We start from the raw sequence: 22262 nt of genomic DNA on the forward strand, positions 1-22262 counted from the left end.
TATCTATCCTTTTTTCCTTACCACTTCCGATTTTCTACGGTATACTAATTTTGTGAGCATCCTTAAACAACTGGAAATTACCGGATTTAAATCGTTTGCCAAGCCGGTAACGATAGAGTTTGACGCGCCCATTACCGGTGTTGTCGGCCCGAACGGTTCGGGAAAATCAAATGTATCAGAGGCTATCAAATGGGTACTGGGCGAACAATCCATGAAGTCTTTGCGTGGAAAGCGCGGGGAAGATCTTATTTTCAACGGTTCGGGTTCGGTGTCTCAGCTCGGCAAAGCAAAGGTTTCCATTACGTTCGATAATAGTAGTAAGGTGCTTCCTCTTGATTTTGATGAGGTGATTGTTTCGCGTGAGGTATATCGGGACGGAGCGAATGAATATAAATTAAACGGATCTTCCGTGCGCCTAAAGGATGTTGTGGAACTTATGAGTAATGTGGGCGTAGGCGGATCGGGGCATCATATTATAAGCCAGGGGGAGGCGGATAGGATTTTACATGCATCACCCAAAGAAAAGCGCGCCATGCTGGAGGATGCGCTGGGGCTTAAAATTTATCAGATAAAGAAAGCGGAAACGGAGCGCAAGCTTGAGCATACGGAAACAAACATGGTCCAAGTGGAGGCTCTTCGTCGCGAAGTGGCGCCGCATCTGACATTTTTACGCACGCAGGCGAAAAAAGTGGAAGCATCAAGTAAGTTACGGGAAGAGCTTAGGCAAAACGTTGCGGAATATATTGCACGGGAAAAGCATGCCATTGATAAAGAATATGCTCGTGTGGAGGCGGAGGAGGCGCCGTATAAAAAAGCATATGAAGAACTTGAAAAAGATTTGCATCTCATACGTTCGTCTTTTCCGAAAGGAGATGAGAAAATAGATACGGCTCACCAAAAAAAACAAGAGACGTACCGGCATGAGATGAATGAAATAGAGGAGCAGTATCGTGGATTAGAGCGTGAATTCGGCCGTTTGGAAGGACAACTTGCTGTTCTGGCAAAATCTTCCGCACCTATTGTCTCATCACACGATGAACGCCATATTGCGGTCGGGGAGGTTAAGGACATTTTAGAGGAAATGCTTTCAATGCTTGCCGATATGGAGAACAGTAGTTCCGTAAGGGATGTGCAGGAAATTATTACACGCATACGCACGCACGCGGAGTCATTTTTGGAGCGTCTTTCCGTAAAGAAACCAAAAGAGGATATTGACAGTCAGCCCGCGGAGGAAATACATACTCTCACGAAAGAGAAGGAGTTTATGAATGATGCTATGCGGAAGCTGGCGGAGAAACGGGATGAAATGAGCCTGGTGATGCAAAAAGAGAATGAGGACTTTATATCTTCGCGTCGGGCGCACGCGGACGCGGAGCGGCGCATGCACGATCGGGAAGCGGAATTATATACGGTAAAGGAGACGCTTCAGAAGTATGCGTTTATGAAAGAGCGTGTTCGGCTTCGGGAAGATGAATGGACGCGCGAGCATGAAGAAATGAAGCATATAGTGGAACAAGCGGACATGGGACGTTATACAGAGGCGTTTTCCCGGGAGGAACGTGAGCAACTTCGCCGGTCTATCCAACGGCTTAAGATAAAACTGGAAGAAGTGGGCGGTATTGATACTGCTGTTTTGGAGGAATATAACGAAGTCGCCGAGCGCGATCAATTTTTAGAAAAAGAACTTTCCGATTTGCGGGAATCGGACGAATCTCTTCGCGCGCTGATGGAAGAATTACAAACACACCTCGAACATGATTTTCAAAAGGGTATTACGCAGATTAATATCGAGTTTGCTCATTTGTTTCAGACAATGTTTGGGGGAGGCAACGCTTCTCTTATTACCGTTAAAGAAAAAAAACGAAAACAAAACCGCGAGGAAGAATATGAGCAGGAAGAAAATGGCGTTGAGGATGATGGGGAAGCCGGTATAGAGATAGCTGTAGATCTTCCGCGGAAACGTATTAAAAATCTTGATATGCTTTCCGGCGGAGAGCGCGCTCTTACCTCAATTGCTCTTTTATTTGCGATGTCTATTGTCAATCCGCCGCCGTTTTTGGTGCTTGATGAAACGGATGCGGCGCTCGATGAAGCAAATTCACAGCGGTACGGTGCCATGCTTCAGCAACTTTCCAAAGAAACACAGCTTATTGTCATAACGCATAATCGTCAAACAATGAAAGAAGCGGGTATTCTTTACGGGGTTACAATGGGATCGGACGGTATCTCGAAGATATTATCGGTTAAATTTAATGAAGAAAAAACGCCATAATGTTATGTATCATGTCTTTTCGGGAGTACTGTGTATGTGGGGGGACTTGATTTTTAGCGGATATCCTGTATGATAGGCACCATGGTAACTATACGACTCCAACGCGTGGGAAAACGGAACGATCCGAGTTATCGGGTTGTTTTGACGGATACCCGTCGCGGACCAAAAAGTGGTGGGTTTATCGAGATTCTAGGATCTTACAATCCCAAACAAAAAGGGTCTTTCCGCGTGAAGGAAGATCGTGTTTCGCATTGGATTGCATCCGGCGCACAGGCATCGGATACGGTGCATAATTTGCTTGTCAGTGCAAAAGTAATTGATAAGCCAAAAAGGAATGTTGTACCGCCCGCAAAACCAAAAGCGGAAAGCGAAGAAAAGGAAGCAGTAAAGGAAAAAGAAGAAAGCGTGGAAGATAAACCGTCTGAATCTAAGACGGCAGATGAGAAAAAAGATGAGAATCCTCCGGCGGAACAGGAAGTATCGGAAGAAAAATAAAATAGTTGACTTTTTAATAATATATGCTATAATTTTTGTTATTCATACAGGAAGGTCGATTTACAGATTATCGGAATCGGAGCATATCCAAGTAAATCTCGGTTAGTGGCAGAAAAACAGATTTTCGGATGTGTTCTCTAGCGAATGAATCAATGGCATATTCTGATCAGGATTTCCTTGAATTCGTTGTAAAGGCTCTTGTAGACAACCCCGAAGAAGTTTCGGTTGACCGCAAGGTTGATGAGATGGGAGTTCTTCTTACTCTCAAAGTAGCTCCTTCAAACATGGGGCAGATCATCGGCCGTAACGGTGCTACAGCAAAAGCCATTCGCAGTCTTCTCCGTGTTGTGGGCATTAAAAATAATGCACGCGTAAACCTCAAGATAGAGGAACCGGAAGGCCGCGAAGAACGAATACGGGAAAGCAGCAGAGGCGTTGACGACGTTGTTGACGATCTAAAGCTCTAATACGTATCTTTAATAAAAATCACCGCGACAATTGCCGCGGTGATTTTTCTTTGTATGTTGTATGCGAAAAATAAAAAAGGCGAAATGCCTTATTTGTGTACCACTATAATATCATTATGTCTTGGCGAAAAATGAAGCTCCGCCGGCGAATCCGCCGGTGCGATAATTCTTGTCGCTATCGGCATGCCGATAGTGCATACGCCTATAATAACGGCGCATATTTCAGATCCTAAACAGTAAACACCGTGTGATAAAGAGCAAGCCATAATCCCAAGAGTGGCTATGTTCGCCGCAACCAAAGAGAGAAAGATATATACCTTCATAGACCTCCCCTATAGATACAATATACATCTACTCTCTATAATACATTATATTTTAAAATAGAAAAGGATATAGATTATTTTCTATATGGCATTCGCTAGTATATACTATCATTATGCGATTCGACATAATAACAATCTTTCCGCGTATATTTGATTCCTATTTTGGAGAGTCAATTATTAAGCGTGCACAGGAAACAAAAAAAGTATCTTTTCATGTGCACAATCTGCGCGATTATGCAGAAAATAAGCATCATCAGGTTGATGATAAGCCGTATGGGGGCGGTGCCGGTATGGTTCTGATGGCGGAACCGATTTTAAAAGCATGTGTCAATCTTAAGAAAAAGAAAAGATCGGAGCAGGAGAAGGAAAAAGTGGTTATCTTTTCGGCAAAAGGAAAGCTGTTTACGCAAAAAATGGCGCAAGACTGGGCAAAAAAATATGACCGGCTTATTTTTATCACCGGACGATATGAAGGAATTGATGAGCGTGTGAAAAAAGTGTTGAAGGCGGAGGAGGTTTCTATAGGACCATACGTTCTTACCGATGGGGATGTGGCGGTTATGGTGGCGGTGTCTGCTGTAACGCGCCTTATTCCCGGTGTTATTACATTTGAATCACTGAAAGAGGAATCGCATTGGGCGCGCGTATTATCCAAGGAAAAGAAAGGAGATCATATGCCTTCGAGCGGTACATTGGAATATCCGCACTATACGCGTCCGGAAGTGCTTGAATATAACGGAAAAAAGTATCGCGTTCCCAAGGTGTTATTATCGGGGAATCATAAAGATATAGAGAAGTGGCGCAGTGAACACAGAACATAAGCACTCCCTTCTTCGTGGGGTTGACCGCCGGGCAGGATATGTATATAATGGACGCACACTCATATTTTGCAAGATCGTTGAAAATCTATTCTATTGTTCCGGTCGAACACGGTGCGCACTTTTTGTGTGCTGTGTTCATATTCTGAATATTATAATGAGTAATATCACTATGGTATTTGGATTTATTTTGAGAGTTTGATCCTAGCTCAGGACGAACGCTGGCGGCGTGGATAAGGCATGCAAGTCAAACGGTCCAATTTATTGGACAGTGGCAAACGGGGTAGTAACACGTGGGTACTTACCCCAGAGTCGGGCATAACTAGTCGAAAGATTAGCTAATTCCCGATAGTCCCGTAAGGGTAAAGGAGTAATCCGCTCTGGGAAAGGCCTGCGAGCTATCAGCTTGTTGGTAAGGTAACGGCTTACCAAGGCGATGACGGCTAGGGGAGGTGAGAGCCTGACCCCCACCATTGGGACTGCGACACGGCCCAAACACCTACGGGTGGCTGCAGTCGAGAATCTTCCACAATGAGCGAAAGCTTGATGGAGCGACGCCGCATGCAGGAAGAAGCTCTTCGGGGCGTAAACTGCTTTTATAGGGGAGGAATGTAAATGACTGTACCCTATGAATAAGGACCTGCTAATCTCGTGCCAGCAGCCGCGGTAATACGAGAGGTCCAAGTGTTGTCCGGATTAACTGGGCGTAAAGGGTGTGTAGGGGGTAATGTTAGTCCTGCTTTAAATCGCGAGGCCCAACCTCGCGGCCGGGTAGGAAACGGCATAACTGGAGGATGCGAGAGGTACATGGAACTCATGGTGTAGGGGTGAAATCCGTTGATATCATGGGGAACACCAAAAGCGAAGGCAATGTACTGGCGCATACCTGACCCTGAGACACGAAAGCGTGGGGATCAAAAAGGATTAGATACCCTTGTAGTCCACGCTGTAAACGATGATGACTAGCTATTGGAAGTATCGACCCTTCCGGTGGCGAAGCTAACGCGTTAAGTCATCCGCCAGGGAAGTACGGCCGCAAGGCTAAAACTCAAAGGAATAGACGGGGACTTGCACAAGCGGTGGAGCATGTGGTTTAATTCGTCGCTAACCGAAGAACCTTACCAGGGCTTGACACCACGTCGACGGCTCTCCGAAAGGAGCGCTTTCTCACAAGGACGGCGTGGCAGGTGTTGCATGGTTGTCGTCAGTTCGTGGTGTGAACTGTCCCCTTAATTGGGTCAACGAACGCAACCCTTGTTGTCTGTTATACGTGTCAGACGAGACTGCCCGGCTCAGCCGGGAGGAAGGAGGGGATGACGCCAAATCAGCATGACCCTTTGATGCCCTGGGCTACACACGTGCTACAATGGGATGTACAACGGGCCGCGAAACCGCGAGGTGGAGCAAATCCCTTAAAACATCCCTCAGTTCGGATTGGAGTCTGCAATTCGACTCCATGAAGTCGGAATCGCTAGTAATCGCGGGTCAGCTATACCGCGGTGAATACGTTCTCAAGTCTTGTACTCACCGCCCGTCAACTCAAGGGAGCCGGGAGTACCCGAAGGTTCGCTTCATGCGGAACTAAGGTAAGTTCGGTAACAGGGAGTAAGTCGTAACAAGGCACGGGTAGCGGAAGCTGTTCGTGGAATTCATCCTTTTAAGGATATACATCTCATGCTAACGGCATGAGTATGGTCGTTCGAATATTTGCGGATATATGGCAAGTATTTGAAACGGTTTGGTCGTCACCAATCAGAAAACGACTCCGGAACAATAGAATAGGCGTTCAACACAAAAAGCCGCCGTCAAACGGCGGTTTTTTGTGTTGGTGGGAGTAAGTAAATGGAATGCAGGAAATGGCAATAATCGTTTATGGGCGGTTATCATATTGAAAAATAGAGTAAAACAGTGTAGGCTATGTTCTATAGATACGGGTGTTCAGCTCAAGCCGGTTTAATCCGTTCTGAACAAGTGCCTTATAATTAATGGGCGTGTAGCTCAGCTGGTTAGAGCGCGTCACTGATAATGACGAGGTCGGAGGTTCGAGTCCTCCCACGCCCACAGAATGGATTTAGAGCGGAGAAGAGTAATAGGAATTACTCTTCTCCTGATAACTAGAAAATACCTGTGATATTTTCTAGAGGTCGGAGGTTCGGAGTAACGTAATCCAAGTGGACATAAAGATACACACAGTAATAAATGCGCTTCTTGCGTATTTTTTTGTATACTATATCTATGAAGCAGAATAAATTAAAAATTGGTGTTGTAATGGGCGGACCGTCGAGCGAGCATGATATTTCATTAATGACGGGTAGGAATGTTATAGATACTCTTCGCGGATTAGGGCATACGGTAACACAGGTATATGTTACCAAATCGGGCAATTGGCTCTATAACAACAGTGCTTCCGCTTTCGATCCGGTAGAGATATGCGCACGTCATGATGTTATGTTCAATGCTATGCACGGGGAATATGGTGAGGATGGGCAGGTACAGCAAATTTTTGACAGATGCAATGTGCGGTATACGGGATCTCGCACAACGGCGGCGGCACTTGCGATGAACAAAATAATCAGCAAAGATATTTTTAATAAGGCGGGAATCCTTACGCCAAGAGCCGTAGCGTTCGAGCGGAATAATTTTGATATGAAGGAGGCTCTTTCTCGCGTGCATCTCATGACGGCACCTCCCTGGGTAGTGAAGCCCGCAAGTCGCGGTTCTTCCGTGGGTGTTACCATAGCACGCACACTTCCGGGGTTAGCCGACGGTTTGGAAACCGCATTCGGGTATGATAATCATGTTGTAGTGGAAGAATTTATAAAAGGACGGGAGATTACCTGTGGAGTACTTCAGGATTTTGCCGGAGAGGATGTGCACGCGCTTCACCCGCTGGAGATTATTCCGCCGGACGGAAAGTTCTTTGATTATGAAGTAAAGTATGATGGTTCTACAAAAGAAGTTCCAGCACCGTTCTTCGGCGAAATGCTTAAAAATATTAAGGCACAGGCCGTTGCGGCTCATAATGCGCTCGGATGTCGGCATTATTCCCGTACGGATATGATTATTAAGGGAACGAAAATATACGTTTTGGAAACGAATACCCTACCGGGACTCACAAGCGAATCGCTTTTCCCGAAACAGGCGCGATTAGCTAAAATGGAATTTCCGCAGTTACTGGAACATTTGGTGCGTTTGGCAACGGCATAACAGATCTTTTACAAGGAGGAAGTGTTTTATGAGACGCATGCGATGGCAGAGTTGGGCTTTGGGATTTTCTCTTTTATATATTTTAGTTAAGGGATTTGGTTCATCTGAATATGCGAGTATGGTAACGCCCGCACGCTTTTATATACAGTCTTATTTTGTAGAAACGCGCCTGGTTGTATACGAAGGGGAATACTGGCGTGTTGTACTACACGAAAAGCAGAATCCGCATTTCTTGCGGAGCATCGTGCGTTTAAAACGGGTATGCGAATCTCCCGTATGCCTAACGTCTGCTGAAAGGCGAGAACGGGATGAGATAGAACTCGTACTACATACTTTGGTACTTAGATATGGCGCCACCTACACCAACTTTATGCGTCTTATGAATAATGCTTATCGTTCGCCGATTCCTATGCCGGTAATGCATTATCACTTTATTCCGCGCTACAAAACCCCATTTTCTTTTGGAGAGATATATTTTCATGATAAGGCGTATGGGCGTCATTATTCTGAAAACGAAGAAAAGCCGGTTCCTCCCGCACTTATGCTTCTCATAAAAAATATTGTAGGGAAAGAATTTAAAGACCGTATGCCAAAGCCATCCGCAGAGGTGGCTTTTTTCTTGAAAAAAAGGAAGAACCATGGTATGGTTTTTTGTAGATTTCAAATTAAAATATTTCGAAATTTACGAGGGCGAATTTCGGTAGCTCATCTGGTAGAGCGGTTTGATATGCCCCCAGCATATCAAACTTGCACTGCGGAGGGTGGAAAGTAACGGGGTTACTTTCCACGGTTCGAGTCCTAGGAGGGTAAAAGACTTTAATAATAGGTTTAGAGACGTAAATAATATGGGCCCGTAGCTCATCTGGTAGAGCGCCGCACTTGCACTGCGGAGGTGGCAGGTTCGAGTCCTGTCGGGTCCACATCGTAAATCTCAATAACCGTTTTTAACCTCCCGCTGTCCGCGTGCCGGCAAGGCGGAAAGAGGGAGTTTTTGGTTTGCTTAGCCGCTTTCTTGTTTACAAAACCCCTTAAATCCGATATGATTTAAATATAGATATTCCATACTTTATATTATAATCTATATACCAATTTATATAACAGAAAGTTATGAAAATTGCAGATAACCTCAAAAAAATAAGAGCGGAAAAGAGCTACTCTCTCGAAAAAGTGGCGCGGTTAGCTGATTTGTCGCTCAATACGGTTGTAAAGATAGAAAGCGGGGTCAATAAGAATCCTACTATCGATACTCTTTCCAAAATCGCCAAGGCGCTTGAGGTTGATGTTGATGATTTAATACAGAAGTAGTTATGAACACCCAAACCTTAAACATGGGCCTTAACAAGGCTGGTCAAGCAAAGAAAGATGAGTTTTATACTCAGCTCGTTGATATTGAAAAAGAGTTGAAGCATTACAAAAATCAATTTCGAGGCAAGGTTGTTTATTGCAACTGCGACGATCCGTTTGAGAGTAACTTTTTTAAATATTTCGCTGGTAATTTTAATGCACTGGGATTGAAAAAACTAATTGCGACGAGCTACAAGCCGTCACCTATTGCAAATACACAGCTTGGACTATTTGGTGACGAAGAAGTGCTGACAAAATCCAAAGGCCGTCCAAAAGTGACTGCCAATAAATTTATCATCAACGAAGTTGATGATTTTGATGGCGACGGTGCTTTTGATTTACGTGATGTCGCTGAACAGCTCAAAGCAAACAAAAACAACGAATGGGCACCGTTAGATAGCGAGGGAGATTTTAGAAGTCCAGAAAGTATAGAGTTGCTTAAACAAGCTGACATTGTAGTGACAAATCCGCCATTTTCACTCTTTCGTGAGTATGTAGCCCAACTTGTTGAATACGATAAGAAATTTTTAATACTTGGGGACCAAAACGCCATAACATACAAGGAGATTTTTAAGTTAATTAGCGACGATAAAATATGGCTCGGTTACGATAATGGAGGCACGAAATGGTTTCAAGTCCCGATGGATTACGACATTCCAACTGAATCAAGAAAGAAAATCGTAAACGGCGTGAAGTATTTCAGTATGGGAAGAATTATGTGGTTTACAAATCTTGAGACCACAAAACGTCACGAGAGACTGACTTTGTATAAAACATACACCGCACAAGAATATCCTAAATACGACAACTATCCTGCAATAAACGTTGATAAAGTCTCTGATATTCCAATGGACTACGATGGAATAATGGGTGTCCCTATTACTTTCATCGATAAATACAATCCAGAGCAGTTTGAAATATTAGGCATTACTGATAGACAAAACACGTCTGGTCTCCGAACGAAAAAATATACAGAAGCGGACAATCCTAAATACAACGACTTAAATGCTCGTAGCGTGATAAAAACTGGCAATACTTACAAAGCTGTGTACGCGCGACTTTTAATAAGAAATAAAAAATAATTATGAAAATTGAACTACACAGAATCAAAATACGTGAGGTAGTCAATGGCTACGCAGACAATCATGAAGAAGGTGTGGTTGCTTATGGTGGCAAGCTCGATATTCGACCTAAATATCAACGTGAATTTGTCTATAAAGATAAACAGCGCGATGCGGTCATTGATACCGTAAAGAAAAATTTTCCGCTCAATGTGATGTATTGGGTAAAAAGCGACGACGATAGCTTTGAGGTGTTAGACGGACAGCAAAGAACAATCAGTATCGGGCAATTTGCGAATGGAGATTTTTCGGTGGACTTTAATGGTCGCACTGCTATGTTCCACAACCTTACTAAAGAAGAACAGGGGCAAATCCTCGATTACGAATTGATGGTGTACTTCTGTGAAGGAACAGATAAGGAAAAGTTAGATTGGTTCAAGATTATCAACATCGCAGGCGAACGTCTTACCGATCAAGAATTGCGAAATGCTGTTTACACTGGCACATGGCTTTCGGACGCAAAACTTAAGTTTAGTAAATCTGGCTGCGCGGCATATCTTTTGGCAAATGATGGCGGCGCATTGCTTACAGGTTCACCAATTAGACAAGAGTACCTAGAAACTGCACTCTCGTGGATCAATAGCGGCGAAATTGCCGAATATATGGCAAAGCATCAGCACGACAAGAATGCCGATGAGCTGTGGAAGTATTTCCAAAATGTTATTGCGTGGGTGCGTCAGACATTTCCGAACTATCGCAAAGAAATGGCGCACGTAAATTGGGGCGAGTTGTACAACCAATTCAAGGATAAAAAGCTAAACGCCAAGAAACTTGAAACAGAAGTTGCAGAATTTATGAAAGACGAAGATGTAACAAAAAAATCTGGTATCTATCCGTATGTTTTGACGCGAAATGAGCGGCATTTAAATATCCGTTCATTTACTGACAATATGAAGCGAGAGGCGTACGAGAGGCAGAAAGGTATTTGTGCATTCTGCAAAGAAAAGTTTGATATTTCTGATATGGAAGCTGATCACATTACCCCTTGGCATGAGGGCGGCAAAACTAACGCAAAAAATTGCCAGTTGTTGTGCAAAGACGATAACCGAAGGAAATCTGGAAAGTAACACTAACACCATGAGGCTACCTCCCCAAACAATACGAACACTGTTAGAGGCAATTTTTTGGGGATCTGCTGTTTCGTTTACCTTTATTCTTGGATCCGCTATTGGATCATGGTTTTCGTTGAATATTCTCCCAGACTATTCATGGTTGATTACTCGTAAGGGCGAGGCATTTTATATTTTTGTATTCGCTCTTTTATTCTCTTATCTTTACTTTCGAGATTTTCTACAAGTAGTATGGAAGGTCATAAAGAGTTCGAGATTTGATATTTTTATTGCGGCAGGATTAAGTGCATTGGTGGTCTTTAGCAATAAAAATATACTTTCTACATACATACAGGAGCATGTAATGGAACTAAACAGCGACAGCGTATTACTTTTCTTTATTATTGTATTTATTTTGTCGCTATCATGCGTACTGTATGTGATACTGCAAATGTTTAACCGCAGAAAGAAAGTGGACTCAAAATTTGCAAATGATAACCCAATTAGGGATTCCGAAGGCGATCTCCTGGATTTTAGTACAAAAGCAAATTCGTTCGCAGAGAATATCTTTCATGCTTCACAGGGTAAGGGTTTAGTGTTTGGTGTAGATGCCCCTTGGGGATCTGGTAAGTCATCATTTTTAAATCTCTGTAAGAGGTATTGGGAAATCAAACATAAAAACGAGTTAATTGTGTACGAATTTAGTCCCTTACACTATTCAACAGATGCTAATTTACTTGAGAGATTTGTGGATGGTCTAATAAAAGAAATACAAAAGAATGTTTTTATTCCTGAGATACGCCCACTTTTTTCTCAATATTCTAAGCTCATCAAGATAGTAAATGGATTTAGTATTTTTGGGGTAAAAATTCCAGAATTTGCTAGTAGGCGCACCATTAACGATGTACATAATGATTTAGAGTGTGCACTAAATGGAATCAATAGGAGAATAATCGTTATTGTAGACGACCTAGACCGCATAGAATTAAAAGAGATTAAGAACGTATTGTTTGCAATACGTGAAAGTTTTAAATTCCCCAATATTTCGTATGTCTTATGTTACGACACAGAGAATATAAATGCATTGGAGGCAGATACGCCAGAGATTGAGACGGTGAATGAATTCCTGGAGAAATTCGTCAATATTAAGATAAGTATTTTCCTCGATAAGAAAAACCTAGAGAATTTCGTTTCAAAAGAATTGAAAAAGGTAATTGAGGACAAAACAACAGATCCAGAACTTGTTGCTGTCGTATTAAGCGGACTACGCGACATATTTCAATCACCTGAATTTCATCGTTATACGTCCTTTGTCGGAGACATTAGAAAATTGAAGCGACTTGTGAATACGGTGGTTCTTTTAGAGTTGTATAAAGTAAACTTCGATAAAGCAGATATTGATAAGTTTGATTTAGCTCATTTACTACTGATTTATATTAATTATCCAAGTATTTTCAGAAAAATTTATAACACCGAAACTGCAGGTGGTTATGGTTTTTTCTCTGCAGTTGGTCCCTATGACAGTGAGTTTTATCCAAAAGATAAGAAGAGAAACAATGGAGAAAGGAGCGACACATATGAAAATTCTGATGTATACAACGAATATCTAGAGGACTTAACAGATAATCAAAAGTTTCTCATTGAGCAGATATTTAATGTCACTAGGCGACTTAAGCGAGCAAAAAATAATGATAGTGCAAACCACTACATCAATAATGAAGATTCATATCGAAAGATAGACAGTGTATCGGAAGACATAAAAACTTCCCTGGCATGTTTCAATGGTGACAAATTTACTGGTTCTGGTCGCAATCTAGAAGATTATTTGCGTTTAATTGCTCATCTAGCGCCGCCAGAAGAAGAAAAGCAATTTGCACCTTTCAAAAACTGGCGAGACAAGATCATTAGCGAAGATATAACTATAGAACAACTTTTTAATCAACCAGAATTTTCTGTTGAACTTGGCGAGCAAAAGCGACAAAAACTTTGGCGTCTCATTGTAAACAACACAAGGAAACTGAATCAAAATGTTGCTGGTAATTTAATAAGGTATCTGACACAAAATATATCTAAATATTCCCTGTTTGAAAACGAGGTTCTTGGCGTAGGACTACGTCATCATGATCTTCCTTATTTTTTGGTACGACTGCTTAATGATGCTGGATATAAAGGTAGCATGAATGGTAATAATACGGAGGAAAACATCAAAGAAATCGCTGATTGGATTTTCGGTGAAGACACCCACAAAGATGAAGGAATACTAGACGCCTTGTTAGAAGATGAGCGAGGTATTCTTGGTCTATATGATTCACTTAGTTTGAGATTGATCTGCTGTTCCGATAGAGGTGGCGATATTTTCAACGTATCTAGAGCAATAGCAAAACACGGTAATAAAGAAGCTCCTACTGCGGGGGACACGAGAATCATTGTAAAAGAAGAAATGCGTGAAATTTCACAGAAAATTTTTGGTGTGTTTAAATCACGATACATTGACAAAAAGATTAACATTTTTTCGGAAGTTCAAAAGTTGTCTTTGGATAATATAACGGGAGAATATTCCACTTATGTGCGAAATCAAGTGAAAGGCGGTGTTATATCTGAAGATAAGTTACAGGCAGATGTTGAATATACAAAATTTAATGCTTTAGGTTTTATTGTTTACCAGCTAGGTGATGACCAGATAAATCACGGGGTTGGTTGTGGTCTTTATGATCCTCTCGGAAATGCTGACAAAGGAATGATCAAAAACTTGATGAATAAGTATCTATTTGAGAGGTGCTTTAATCCGACAACCAGTGAGAATAATTATGAGAATCTTTTAAGTTTGCTTTTGAGGAATATTCCATTTGATGCTCTCAGGGAAGATCATTTTGGTAAAATTCCTGACTTTAAGTTAAAAACGATTGTTGGTGTTCTTGATATACAAACTCTCTCTGAATTTTGGAAGGAACATAGAGAAAAAATCAAGAAACTAAACTTTGAGAATTCAGGTAAAAAAATATTTATGGGAACACGATATGTAAATTCAGATTCTGAGGATATTTTTGCGTCCTATCAAAACGACTTGCCACGTGTATATAAGGCACTCGATGATTATATCGATAACCCTACTGGCAAAGGGGAGTCGCCCGCATAGCGGGCGGTTTGCGCGCGCACTGGGAGGGTGGGGCAAACGCAAAGACATTTTTTGCCTACTTTGTTATAATTCACAAAAAGCGGACATGTCGACCCGCTCTCATATAAATCAACTAACCTTTTATAACTATGGCTAAAAAAATTTCAACTGAAGAAGTAAAGAGTAAATTGGATAAAAACGAGAACTTTTATCTCATTGATACATTGGCGGCCAACAGCTTTGAGGCGCGCCACATCCCCGGAGCAAAAAGCATGCCGTATGGAACTGATTTTATAAAACAATTTGAGCAAGTAATTAACGCCCAGAAAGACGCAGAGATCATAACTTATTGCGCCTCAAATGGATGTCAGCTATCAGCGTTGGCCGCCAATGCTCTTGAAGAAGCCGGCTATACGAATGTTGGTCATTATGTTGACGGTCTCGCAGGTTGGCAAAACGCAGGCCATAAATTTGAAGGAGAAGCGACGAAATAGTTTGGATTAAGGGAGTAAAATTATGCGCACACTGGGCGAGTGTGGCAAGCACAATATGGTAAACTACAAGGGTCGATTAATAACTAACCATAAAAACTATGAAAACTCTAAAATGTGATATGTGCGACCATGAAGCACAGGGCGAAACGTTTGGGGAGTGGATGAATAATCTCAAGCCACATTATACCGAGGCGCATGCTGAAGTTATGAAGGGAAAGGCAGATCTAACTCCCGAACAACAAAAGACGGAAATGCAGAAGTGGATGGACGAGAACAAGGCAAGATTCGAAGCCGCGTAGTTTTGCCGCACAAACATCGCCGAAGCCACAGAGCGAACACGAAGCAAACACCGAGCTCCATTTAGTAAATACCCGGAAAAGTCCTTATTTTAAATCATGTCATGCCTCTTTTGATCCTCTATATCACTAGATTGATATAGTAAAAATGCTTGATTTATCAGTGGATACTAGGCCAGTTTTTTAGGGCTGATTATGTCGGCTTTTTGCACCAAGTCGTAATACAAATATCCTTATTGCACTTTTTGTGGATATCTGGTAATATGGGAATACGTGTTTCAACTTAGACAAAACAAGTAAAACTATGGAGAACAAAGCACAGCAAAATGACAAATTTATGGCAGGTACTCACAAAAAGCACTTCTGGGGTAAGGATTATGAATACCAGAGTTTTTTGCCGTCTCCGGTAAATCATCCCTACGAGTGGCAAGATAAAAGAATTCCTGTTCTCCTTGAAGAGGCAATTAGACTTGTCGGAGAATTAAATGCTTATTCCATCCTTGTGCCGGATGTAGATTTTTTCATTCAAATGCATGTGCGCAATGAAGCGGTAAAATCCAGTCGCATTGAAGGCACTCGCACTGGTATGGATGAAGCTGTTTTGCCGGAAGAAGAAATCTCTCCGGAAAAAAGAGATGACTGGACTGAGGTACAAAATTATATTGCCGCAATGAATAAGAGTATTGCCCGATTGAATGAGCTCCCGATCTCGATGAGGCTTTTACAAGAAGCTCATAAGATTTTATTGTCCGGCGTTCGTGGTGAACACAAACAACCGGGAGAAGTTCGCACCGCACAAAATTGGATTGGCGGCACAAGTATTCAGACCGCCGCTTTTATTCCACCCCATCCGGAAGATATGGGAGAGGCCTTAAAGGACCTTGAATTTTTTTGGCATAACAAAGGATTGAATATGCCCCACTTAATCAAGATGGCTATTTCGCATTATCAGTTTGAGACGATTCACCCGTTCAATGACGGCAACGGGAGAATTGGCCGTATGCTCATCGGGCTTCATCTCATCGAGCTTGGAATTTTGCGAAAACCAACCCTGTATCTTTCGGACTTCTTTGAAAGAAATAAAGGTGCGTATTATGACGCGCTTACTTTTGTGCGAGAGAGGAATGATCTGGATCAATGGATAGTCTTTTTCCTCTCGGCAGTTATTGAGACGGCCAAAAAAGGCAAAGATACGTTCGAGAAAATTATCGATCTGCGTGCTCGCTACGAGAAACAAACTATGGAGCTCGGACGCCGGGCAAAACTGGCTCATAAACTTTTATTACAGTCATTTTCCATGCCTGCTTTTAAAGTTTCTGATGCATCAAAGTATCTTAACGCTTCAAACACGGCGACCAACACCCTTGTCGGCGAAATGGAGCGCGTTGGTATTCTTAAGGAAATTACCGGTTTTTCCCGTAACCGGATTTTTGTCCTGCACGAGTATCTGGAACTTTTTAAGAGATAAAGCTATGAAAAAGGAAATCGCCACAACAACTAAACAGGAAAGCTACTACAGATTTGGATTTGTGGGATTAGGATTTAGTGTCAGCCACTATTGAATTTAATTCCCGTCAGGTCCACCCTGTTTTGATAAAATCAACTTTATGTTATATTATCTAAACGATTGACAGTCAGGTGAGGAGAGTCAATTTCTCCAAAAACTTAAAACAGTCCCGTGGAATCCACGGGGCTGTTTTTATTGGGCACACAGAAAAACTAAAAGGAAAGCCGGCCATCCTTCTATTTTTGCCTCTGGTTCCGTATTCTGTCGCACGGGCGTATTTCTTCATATACGATATTCTGGTACATTTAAGATATGAAAATAGTTGTAGCTTCTCAAAATCCGGTTAAAGTAGAATCCGTAAAACGCGCTTTTGAAAGCATGTTTCCGGAAGAAGTGTTTGAAATAGCCGGCACTCCTGCTGTGTCCGGTGTACGTGATCAGCCGTGCAGTGATAAAGAAACATTGGAGGGCGCGTATAATAGAGTGGCACACGTTGTAAAAATGACGGATGCGGATTTTTGGGTTGGTTTAGAGGGCGGAATAGAAGATAAGGGCACCGAAATGGAAGCATTTGCGTGGGTGGTAGTGAAGGCAAAAGATAATAAAATAGGGAAAGGCCGGACGGGTGTATATATTTTGCCCCCGAGAGTAGCGGAGCTTATTCGGCAAGGGAAAGAATTGGGAGAAGCAGATGATATTGTATTTAAGAGAACAAATTCGAAACAAGAAAACGGCTCGGTGGGTATTCTAACGGCGGACAGCATAGACAGAACGAAGTATTATACGGCCGCCGCCATACTTGCCCTTATTCCTTTTAAGAATAAAGAGTTATATTAAATTCTATCGATACGGGAATTCTTGAGCTTATTTATAAAGAATATATGTTTTTAAAGCGCAACGAGTCAGCTTTGGCGGAATGGTATACATTTTACACACAGTCTGGTACTATGGGCAGTAATACATGTAATTATGTATAAGGGAATATTAGATTTAGTAGCTATATTATAATGGATAATACACATATGGACGATGCAAACACACAAGAAAGTATGGAGGAAAACATATCATCTTCGGCTAAAGATATGTCGAGCCAGGTAAATATAACAATGAAGAAATCCAAGCTGGTTTATATTATAATCGCAGGCGTGATCGTTCTTATTCTTGTCGGACTGTTCTTCGCTAAAAGTCTTTTTGTAGCGGCAACGGTAAACGGTAGTCCGATAAGTCGTTTTTCCGTTATTAGCGAGCTTGAAAAACAAAGTGGTGCGCAGGTGCTTGGAGCCATAATAGATCAAAAGCTTATTAAGGCCGAACTTGATAATCAGGGTGTAAGCGTGGCGGAGGAAGAGATAGATGCGGAAATTAAAAAAATTGAAGAACAAATTGCAAGCCAGGGCGGAGAACTAAGTCAGATTCTCGCCGCGCAAGGCGTTACAGAAACGGAACTTCGTGAACAGATTAGTATCCAGAAACGATTGGAAAAAATATTAGCAGATAAAATTGTTGTTTCAGATGAGGAGGTAAATGCGTATATCACGGATAACGCCATTACTCTTCCGGAGGGAATGACAATGGAGGTGTTTGTCGGACAGATTAAAGAGCAGTTAAAAAATCAGAAATTTCAGCAGGAAGCAGGGCAATGGGTATCTGATGTAACGGCAAGTGCGGACATCAAATATTATATCGAATATTAAACAAATAAAATAAGCATGTTTCTTGGAATGAGTAAGTACTGCAGAATAAACCGCCTTATTGGCGGTTTATTGTTGTTATGGAAAAATTGATAATTTATAATGGCGTATATATGGAATCTGTAAAAAATACCGATAAAAATATACACGCCGTCTTTGAAGGGGGCGGCGTAAAAGGGACGGGACTTGTAGGGGCCGTGCAGGTAACGGAGGATCACGGATATATATTTGACCGTGTCGCGGGTACTTCGGCGGGTGCTATTATAGCCGCTCTTATAGCGGCCGGTTATACGGCAAGCGAAATGAAAGAAATTATGTTTGCATTGGATTATAGGAAGTTTAAAGATAAGGGACTGGGAGACAGTATACCGCTTGTAGGACCTCTTGCGAGTTTGCTTATTACAAAAGGTATTTATGAAGGAGATTATTTTGAAAACTGGTTAAGAGATTTGCTCTTACAAAAGAATATCAGAACTTTCAAGGATCTTTTGATTGATGAAAACATCAAAGACTCGACGTACAGATACAAGCTTCAGGTCATAGCGTCGGATGTTTCGCGCGGAAGACTTATTACACTTCCGCATGACGTGAGCGAATATGGTTTTGTACCCAATGATTTTGATGTTGCAAGAGCTGTTAGAATGAGTATGAGCATTCCTTTTTTCTATAAGCCGGTTATCATGAAAAATGCAAAAGGGGACGCTTCATTCATTGTAGACGGAGGAATTTTAAGTAATTATCCCGTTGGAATTTTTGATCCCGTGGGAAATACGAGTCCTCTCTGGCCAACATTCGGCTATAAACTGGTGGAACCGGATGAATATAAGCCACACAATATCAACGGTCCGGTAAGCCTTTTAGCGGCACTGTTTTCGACCATGATGGAGGCGCATGATGCAAGATATATTAAGGATACGAATTTCCAGCGTACGATACCCATAGAAACGCTGGGTGTCCAAACCACCGATTTTGATACGACCATAGAGAAAAAACAGGAGCTTTATGAAAGCGGAAAAAAGGCCGCAGAGGAATTTTTCCAAAAGTGGAACTTTGAAGAATACAATCAAAAGCGTGGAAAAGGAGAAAGCCGCAGACAGCAAGTTTGGAAATCGAAAGAAGAGGCGGGATGATTATTAATTGATTTATCTCTGCTTTTTGTATATACTGTACCCACAGTATGGCAAAAAAAGCATCAAAAAAGAGTACGTCACGCAAAAAGAGCGTATTGTCGAAGGCAGAACTACCCCCCCTCGGCAATGCCCATGCTATACAGGTGCGTGGCGCACGTGCGCACAATTTGAAAAATGTCTCTGTTGATATTCCGCGTGATAAATTTGTTGTTATTACGGGACTTTCCGGATCAGGGAAATCATCGCTTGCTTTCGACACCGTTTATGCCGAAGCCGAACGACGGTTTGTTGAATCTCTTTCTGCGTATGCGCGTCAGTTCTTGGGTGTAAAAGAAAAGCCGGATGTGGATTCCATAGAAGGCCTTTCACCCGCTATTGCCATTGATCAAAAAAGTGTTTCGCGTAATCCGCGTTCTACCGTAGGCACCATCACGGAGATTTATGATTATCTGCGTATCTTATATGCGCGTATTGGTATTCCGCATTGTCCGGAGTGCGGAAAACCCGTTCGCCGGCAAAGCGTGGATGAAATTATCGCCCGTATTCTTTCCATGCCGGTCCGTACACAGGCGATATTATTAGCTCCCATTGTGCGCGGCCGCAAAGGAGAGCATAAGGGGGTGCTTGAAGAAATACAAAAGAAAGGATTTGCCCGCGTGCGGATTGATGGTGTCGTGATACGAACGGAGGAAGCGGTGGATAAAGCGCTTGATCCGAAAAGAAAACATAGTATTGAGGTTGTGGTGGATCGTATTGTGGTGGACGATGGACTGGATCGTCCGCGTCTTGCTGATTCATTGGAGACTGCCCTTAAAATAGGAAAAGGTATTGCGGCGGTGGATACCGGAAAAGAGGAACTTATGTTCTCGGAACATTTTGCATGTCCCGATTGCGGTGTTTCGTTGCCGGAATTGGAGCCGCGGCTTTTTTCGTTTAACAGTCCGTATGGTGCTTGTCCGGCATGTACCGGCATTGGACATACGCTTGAAATTGATGCCGATTTAGTATTTCCCAATAAGACACTCACGCTTGCGGAAGGTGCAATACAGCCGTGGGCGAAAGCATCGCATAGGGTGGGGCGCCAGTCATGGTATTGGTGGATGCTGGAAGATGTAAGCGAGCGGCATAAATTTTCTTTGCATACTCCTATAAAAGATCTCCCAAAGTCGGCGGTGAATGTTATTTTAAATGGCGACGACACCGATTCGAAAGAAGGAAAACAGGGGTTTGAGGGTGTGATTTCGAACTTAAAGCGGAGGTGGAAAGAAACAGATTCGGAATGGACGCGTGCCGAAATTGAAAAATATATGCGTTCGCAGGTATGTCCGGCATGTAATGGAGCACGCCTTAAGCCGGAATCGTTGGGAGTTAAAATTAATAAGAAAAATATTGCAGATATTGGCCGCATGGACGTGCAATCCGCGGCACCGTTTTTTGAAGATATTCTTGAGCAGTCATCTTTCGAGCAGAAAAAGATTACACGTCCTCTTGTTAAAGAAATTGTGGGTCGTCTTACGTTTCTTATTGATGTTGGTCTTGAATACGTTACCCTTGATAGGGAATCCACAACTCTTTCGGGCGGAGAAGCGCAACGCGTGCGTCTTGCCACGCAGATAGGATCCCGTCTTACGGGAGTTACTTATGTATTGGATGAGCCCTCTATCGGACTTCATCCGCGGGACCACGGACGTCTTATCGAAACACTCAAAAAATTACGAGATTTAGGAAATACTATTCTGGTGGTTGAGCATGATCGTGAGACAATGCAGGAAGCCGATTGGATTATTGATCTGGGTCCGGGTGCCGGAAAGCATGGGGGTATGATAATTTTTGAGGGTACGGCAGAGGAGCTTTTGAAGGCATCAACGCTTACCGGGCATTATCTTTCTCATAGAAAACATATAGCGATACCGGTAAGCACGCCACCGAAAAGCAAGAAAACATATCTCACCATAAAGGGAGCTTCGGGGAATAATTTAAAAAACATTACAACAAAAATTCCATTGGGTGAATTTGTGTGTATTGCGGGCGTTTCCGGATCCGGTAAAAGTACGCTTGTAAATGATACGCTGGGAAGAGCGCTTATGCAGTATTTCTATCGTTCAAAGGCGGAACCGTCGCCCCATAAAAGTATAGAGGGACTTGAGCATATCGATAAGGTTGTTATTGTGGATCAGTCTCCTATTGGGCGTACGCCGCGATCAAATCCGGCAACATACACGGGAGCTTTTTCTTTCATAAGGGAAGCGTTTGCGCGTACAAGAGAGGCACGCTCGCGGGGATATAAAGCGGGACGATTCAGCTTTAATGTAAAAGGAGGGCGATGTGAAGTATGTGAGGGGCAGGGAGTGCGAAAGATAGAAATGTATTTTCTCCCCGATATTTATATCGAGTGCGAAGAATGTCGCGGTAAGCGGTATAACCAAGAAGCGCTTTCCATTTTATATAATGAACGCACGATAGCGGATGTACTTGAAATGCCCATTGAAGAAGCGTATATATTTTTTAAAGATATTCCGGCAATTGCCTCACGCCTTGAAACGCTTGTTCATGTTGGTTTGGGGTATATGCACCTGGGACAGCCGGCAACCACTCTTTCCGGCGGGGAGGCACAGCGTGTAAAATTGGCAACGGAGCTTGCAAAAAAGGCAACGGGAAAAACGTTGTATATTTTGGACGAGCCAACCACGGGGCTTCATTTTGAGGATATCAGGCGACTTTTAGAGGTACTGCGCGCCCTTGTGGAAAAGGGAAATAGTGTTCTTGTAATTGAACATAATACGGATGTTCTTAAAAATGCCGATTGGATTATTGAATTAGGTCCCGAAGGAGGATCCGCGGGAGGGATAATTGTTGCCGAAGGAACACCGAAAGATATCGCAAGTACAAAGAAATCCCCTACTCAAAAATGGCTTATATAAAGAGCTTTTAGT

18 protein-coding genes, 2 tRNA genes and 1 rRNA gene are annotated in these 22262 nt (G+C 42.6%); 20 read left to right on the forward strand and 1 reads right to left on the reverse strand.

Features of this window, described 5'->3' with window-relative positions; translation table 11 throughout:
* The first annotated feature begins 1 nt into the window (after position 1).
* The 3 genes from COU90_02965 to COU90_02975 all read left to right on the forward strand — a co-directional run bounded on the left by COU90_02965 (position 2) and on the right by COU90_02975 (position 3234).
* Positions 2-2272, forward strand: coding sequence for a hypothetical protein (locus COU90_02965; protein ID PJE64385.1), 2271 nt, complete (start codon positions 2-4; stop codon positions 2270-2272).
* Between the two features lie 69 nt (positions 2273-2341).
* Positions 2342-2767, forward strand: a complete 426-nt coding sequence (locus tag COU90_02970) for a 30S ribosomal protein S16 (GenBank protein ID PJE64386.1) — start codon at positions 2342-2344, stop codon at positions 2765-2767.
* A gap of 152 nt (positions 2768-2919) precedes the next feature.
* Positions 2920-3234, forward strand: a complete 315-nt coding sequence (locus COU90_02975) for an RNA-binding protein (GenBank protein ID PJE64387.1) — start codon at positions 2920-2922, stop codon at positions 3232-3234.
* Between the two features lie 89 nt (positions 3235-3323).
* On the opposite strand, the gene COU90_02980 is transcribed toward COU90_02975, so the two are convergent.
* Positions 3324-3557, reverse strand: a complete 234-nt coding sequence (locus COU90_02980) for a hypothetical protein (protein PJE64388.1) — start codon at positions 3555-3557, stop codon at positions 3324-3326.
* A gap of 110 nt (positions 3558-3667) precedes the next feature.
* On the opposite strand from COU90_02980, the gene COU90_02985 reads away from it, so the two are divergent.
* From COU90_02985 to COU90_03065, 17 genes are all read left to right on the forward strand, one after another.
* A complete protein-coding gene (locus tag COU90_02985) occupies positions 3668-4378 on the forward strand; it encodes a tRNA (guanosine(37)-N1)-methyltransferase TrmD (GenBank protein ID PJE64389.1) in 711 nt (236 codons plus the stop codon).
* Between the two features lie 187 nt (positions 4379-4565).
* A 16S ribosomal RNA gene (locus COU90_02990) occupies positions 4566-6014 on the forward strand.
* A gap of 348 nt (positions 6015-6362) precedes the next feature.
* Positions 6363-6436, forward strand: a tRNA-Ile gene (locus COU90_02995).
* Between the two features lie 138 nt (positions 6437-6574).
* Positions 6575-7582, forward strand: coding sequence for a D-alanine--D-alanine ligase (locus COU90_03000; protein ID PJE64390.1), 1008 nt, complete (start codon positions 6575-6577; stop codon positions 7580-7582).
* A 28-nt stretch (positions 7583-7610) separates the two neighbouring features.
* Positions 7611-8354 carry a hypothetical protein gene (locus COU90_03005; GenBank protein PJE64391.1) on the forward strand — a complete coding sequence of 248 codons (744 nt, stop codon included), beginning with the start codon at positions 7611-7613 and terminating at the stop codon, positions 8352-8354.
* Positions 8355-8429: 75 nt separating this feature from the next.
* Positions 8430-8502 (forward strand) — tRNA-Ala (locus COU90_03010).
* A 187-nt stretch (positions 8503-8689) separates the two neighbouring features.
* Positions 8690-8887, forward strand: coding sequence for an XRE family transcriptional regulator (locus tag COU90_03015; GenBank protein ID PJE64392.1), 198 nt, complete (start codon positions 8690-8692; stop codon positions 8885-8887).
* A gap of 2 nt (positions 8888-8889) precedes the next feature.
* Positions 8890-10008: a modification methylase gene (locus tag COU90_03020; GenBank protein PJE64393.1), complete on the forward strand. Its 1119-nt coding sequence runs from the start codon at positions 8890-8892 to the stop codon at positions 10006-10008.
* 2 nt (positions 10009-10010) lie between these two features.
* A complete protein-coding gene (locus tag COU90_03025) occupies positions 10011-11114 on the forward strand; it encodes an HNH endonuclease (GenBank protein PJE64394.1) in 1104 nt (367 codons plus the stop codon).
* A complete protein-coding gene (locus COU90_03030) occupies positions 11038-14232 on the forward strand; it encodes a P-loop ATPase (protein PJE64395.1) in 3195 nt (1064 codons plus the stop codon). Before COU90_03025 ends, COU90_03030 begins: the two co-directional genes overlap by 77 nt.
* 128 nt (positions 14233-14360) lie before the next feature.
* Positions 14361-14705, forward strand: a complete 345-nt coding sequence (locus COU90_03035) for a rhodanese-like domain-containing protein (GenBank protein PJE64396.1) — start codon at positions 14361-14363, stop codon at positions 14703-14705.
* Positions 14706-14803: 98 nt separating this feature from the next.
* Complete coding sequence (locus COU90_03040; protein ID PJE64397.1) at positions 14804-15004, forward strand: hypothetical protein; 201 nt, start codon at positions 14804-14806, stop codon at positions 15002-15004.
* Positions 15005-15305: 301 nt separating this feature from the next.
* Positions 15306-16469, forward strand: a complete 1164-nt coding sequence (locus COU90_03045; protein PJE64398.1) for a cell filamentation protein Fic — start codon at positions 15306-15308, stop codon at positions 16467-16469.
* Between the two features lie 351 nt (positions 16470-16820).
* Entirely contained in the window at positions 16821-17345 is a 525-nt protein-coding gene (locus COU90_03050; GenBank protein PJE64399.1) for an inositol monophosphatase, read from the forward strand.
* A gap of 170 nt (positions 17346-17515) precedes the next feature.
* Positions 17516-18202, forward strand: a complete 687-nt coding sequence (locus COU90_03055; GenBank protein PJE64400.1) for a hypothetical protein — start codon at positions 17516-17518, stop codon at positions 18200-18202.
* 110 nt (positions 18203-18312) lie between these two features.
* Positions 18313-19329 (forward strand): patatin, encoded by a 1017-nt coding sequence (locus tag COU90_03060; GenBank protein ID PJE64401.1) that lies wholly within the window; start codon positions 18313-18315, stop codon positions 19327-19329.
* A gap of 47 nt (positions 19330-19376) precedes the next feature.
* On the forward strand, positions 19377-22250 hold the full coding sequence (locus COU90_03065) for an excinuclease ABC subunit UvrA (protein ID PJE64402.1): 2874 nt from the start codon (positions 19377-19379) through the stop codon (positions 22248-22250).
* Positions 22251-22262 lie beyond the last annotated feature (12 nt).

Source organism: Candidatus Ryanbacteria bacterium CG10_big_fil_rev_8_21_14_0_10_43_42 (assembly GCA_002793915.1).
Taxonomy (GTDB): Bacteria; Patescibacteriota; Minisyncoccia; order Ryanbacterales; family 2-02-FULL-48-12; genus 1-14-0-10-43-42.

Bases quoted from the DNA above. Each gene is read 5' to 3' on its own strand.
- COU90_02970 (PJE64386.1), top strand. From the start codon at position 2,342: ATGATAGGCACCATGGTAACTATACGACTCCAACGCGTGGGAAAACGG.
- COU90_02975 (PJE64387.1), top strand. From the start codon at position 2,920: ATGGCATATTCTGATCAGGATTTCCTTGAATTCGTTGTAAAGGCTCTT.
- COU90_02980 (PJE64388.1), bottom strand. From the start codon at position 3,557: ATGAAGGTATATATCTTTCTCTCTTTGGTTGCGGCGAACATAGCCACT.
- COU90_03000 (PJE64390.1), top strand. From the start codon at position 6,575: ATGCGCTTCTTGCGTATTTTTTTGTATACTATATCTATGAAGCAGAAT.
- COU90_03005 (PJE64391.1), top strand. From the start codon at position 7,611: ATGAGACGCATGCGATGGCAGAGTTGGGCTTTGGGATTTTCTCTTTTA.
- COU90_03015 (PJE64392.1), top strand. From the start codon at position 8,690: ATGAAAATTGCAGATAACCTCAAAAAAATAAGAGCGGAAAAGAGCTAC.
- COU90_03020 (PJE64393.1), top strand. From the start codon at position 8,890: ATGAACACCCAAACCTTAAACATGGGCCTTAACAAGGCTGGTCAAGCA.
- COU90_03025 (PJE64394.1), top strand. From the start codon at position 10,011: ATGAAAATTGAACTACACAGAATCAAAATACGTGAGGTAGTCAATGGC.
- COU90_03030 (PJE64395.1), top strand. From the start codon at position 11,038: ATGAGGGCGGCAAAACTAACGCAAAAAATTGCCAGTTGTTGTGCAAAG.
- COU90_03035 (PJE64396.1), top strand. From the start codon at position 14,361: ATGGCTAAAAAAATTTCAACTGAAGAAGTAAAGAGTAAATTGGATAAA.
- COU90_03040 (PJE64397.1), top strand. From the start codon at position 14,804: ATGAAAACTCTAAAATGTGATATGTGCGACCATGAAGCACAGGGCGAA.
- COU90_03045 (PJE64398.1), top strand. From the start codon at position 15,306: ATGGAGAACAAAGCACAGCAAAATGACAAATTTATGGCAGGTACTCAC.
- COU90_03050 (PJE64399.1), top strand. From the start codon at position 16,821: ATGAAAATAGTTGTAGCTTCTCAAAATCCGGTTAAAGTAGAATCCGTA.
- COU90_03055 (PJE64400.1), top strand. From the start codon at position 17,516: ATGGATAATACACATATGGACGATGCAAACACACAAGAAAGTATGGAG.
- COU90_03060 (PJE64401.1), top strand. From the start codon at position 18,313: ATGGAATCTGTAAAAAATACCGATAAAAATATACACGCCGTCTTTGAA.
- COU90_03065 (PJE64402.1), top strand. From the start codon at position 19,377: ATGGCAAAAAAAGCATCAAAAAAGAGTACGTCACGCAAAAAGAGCGTA.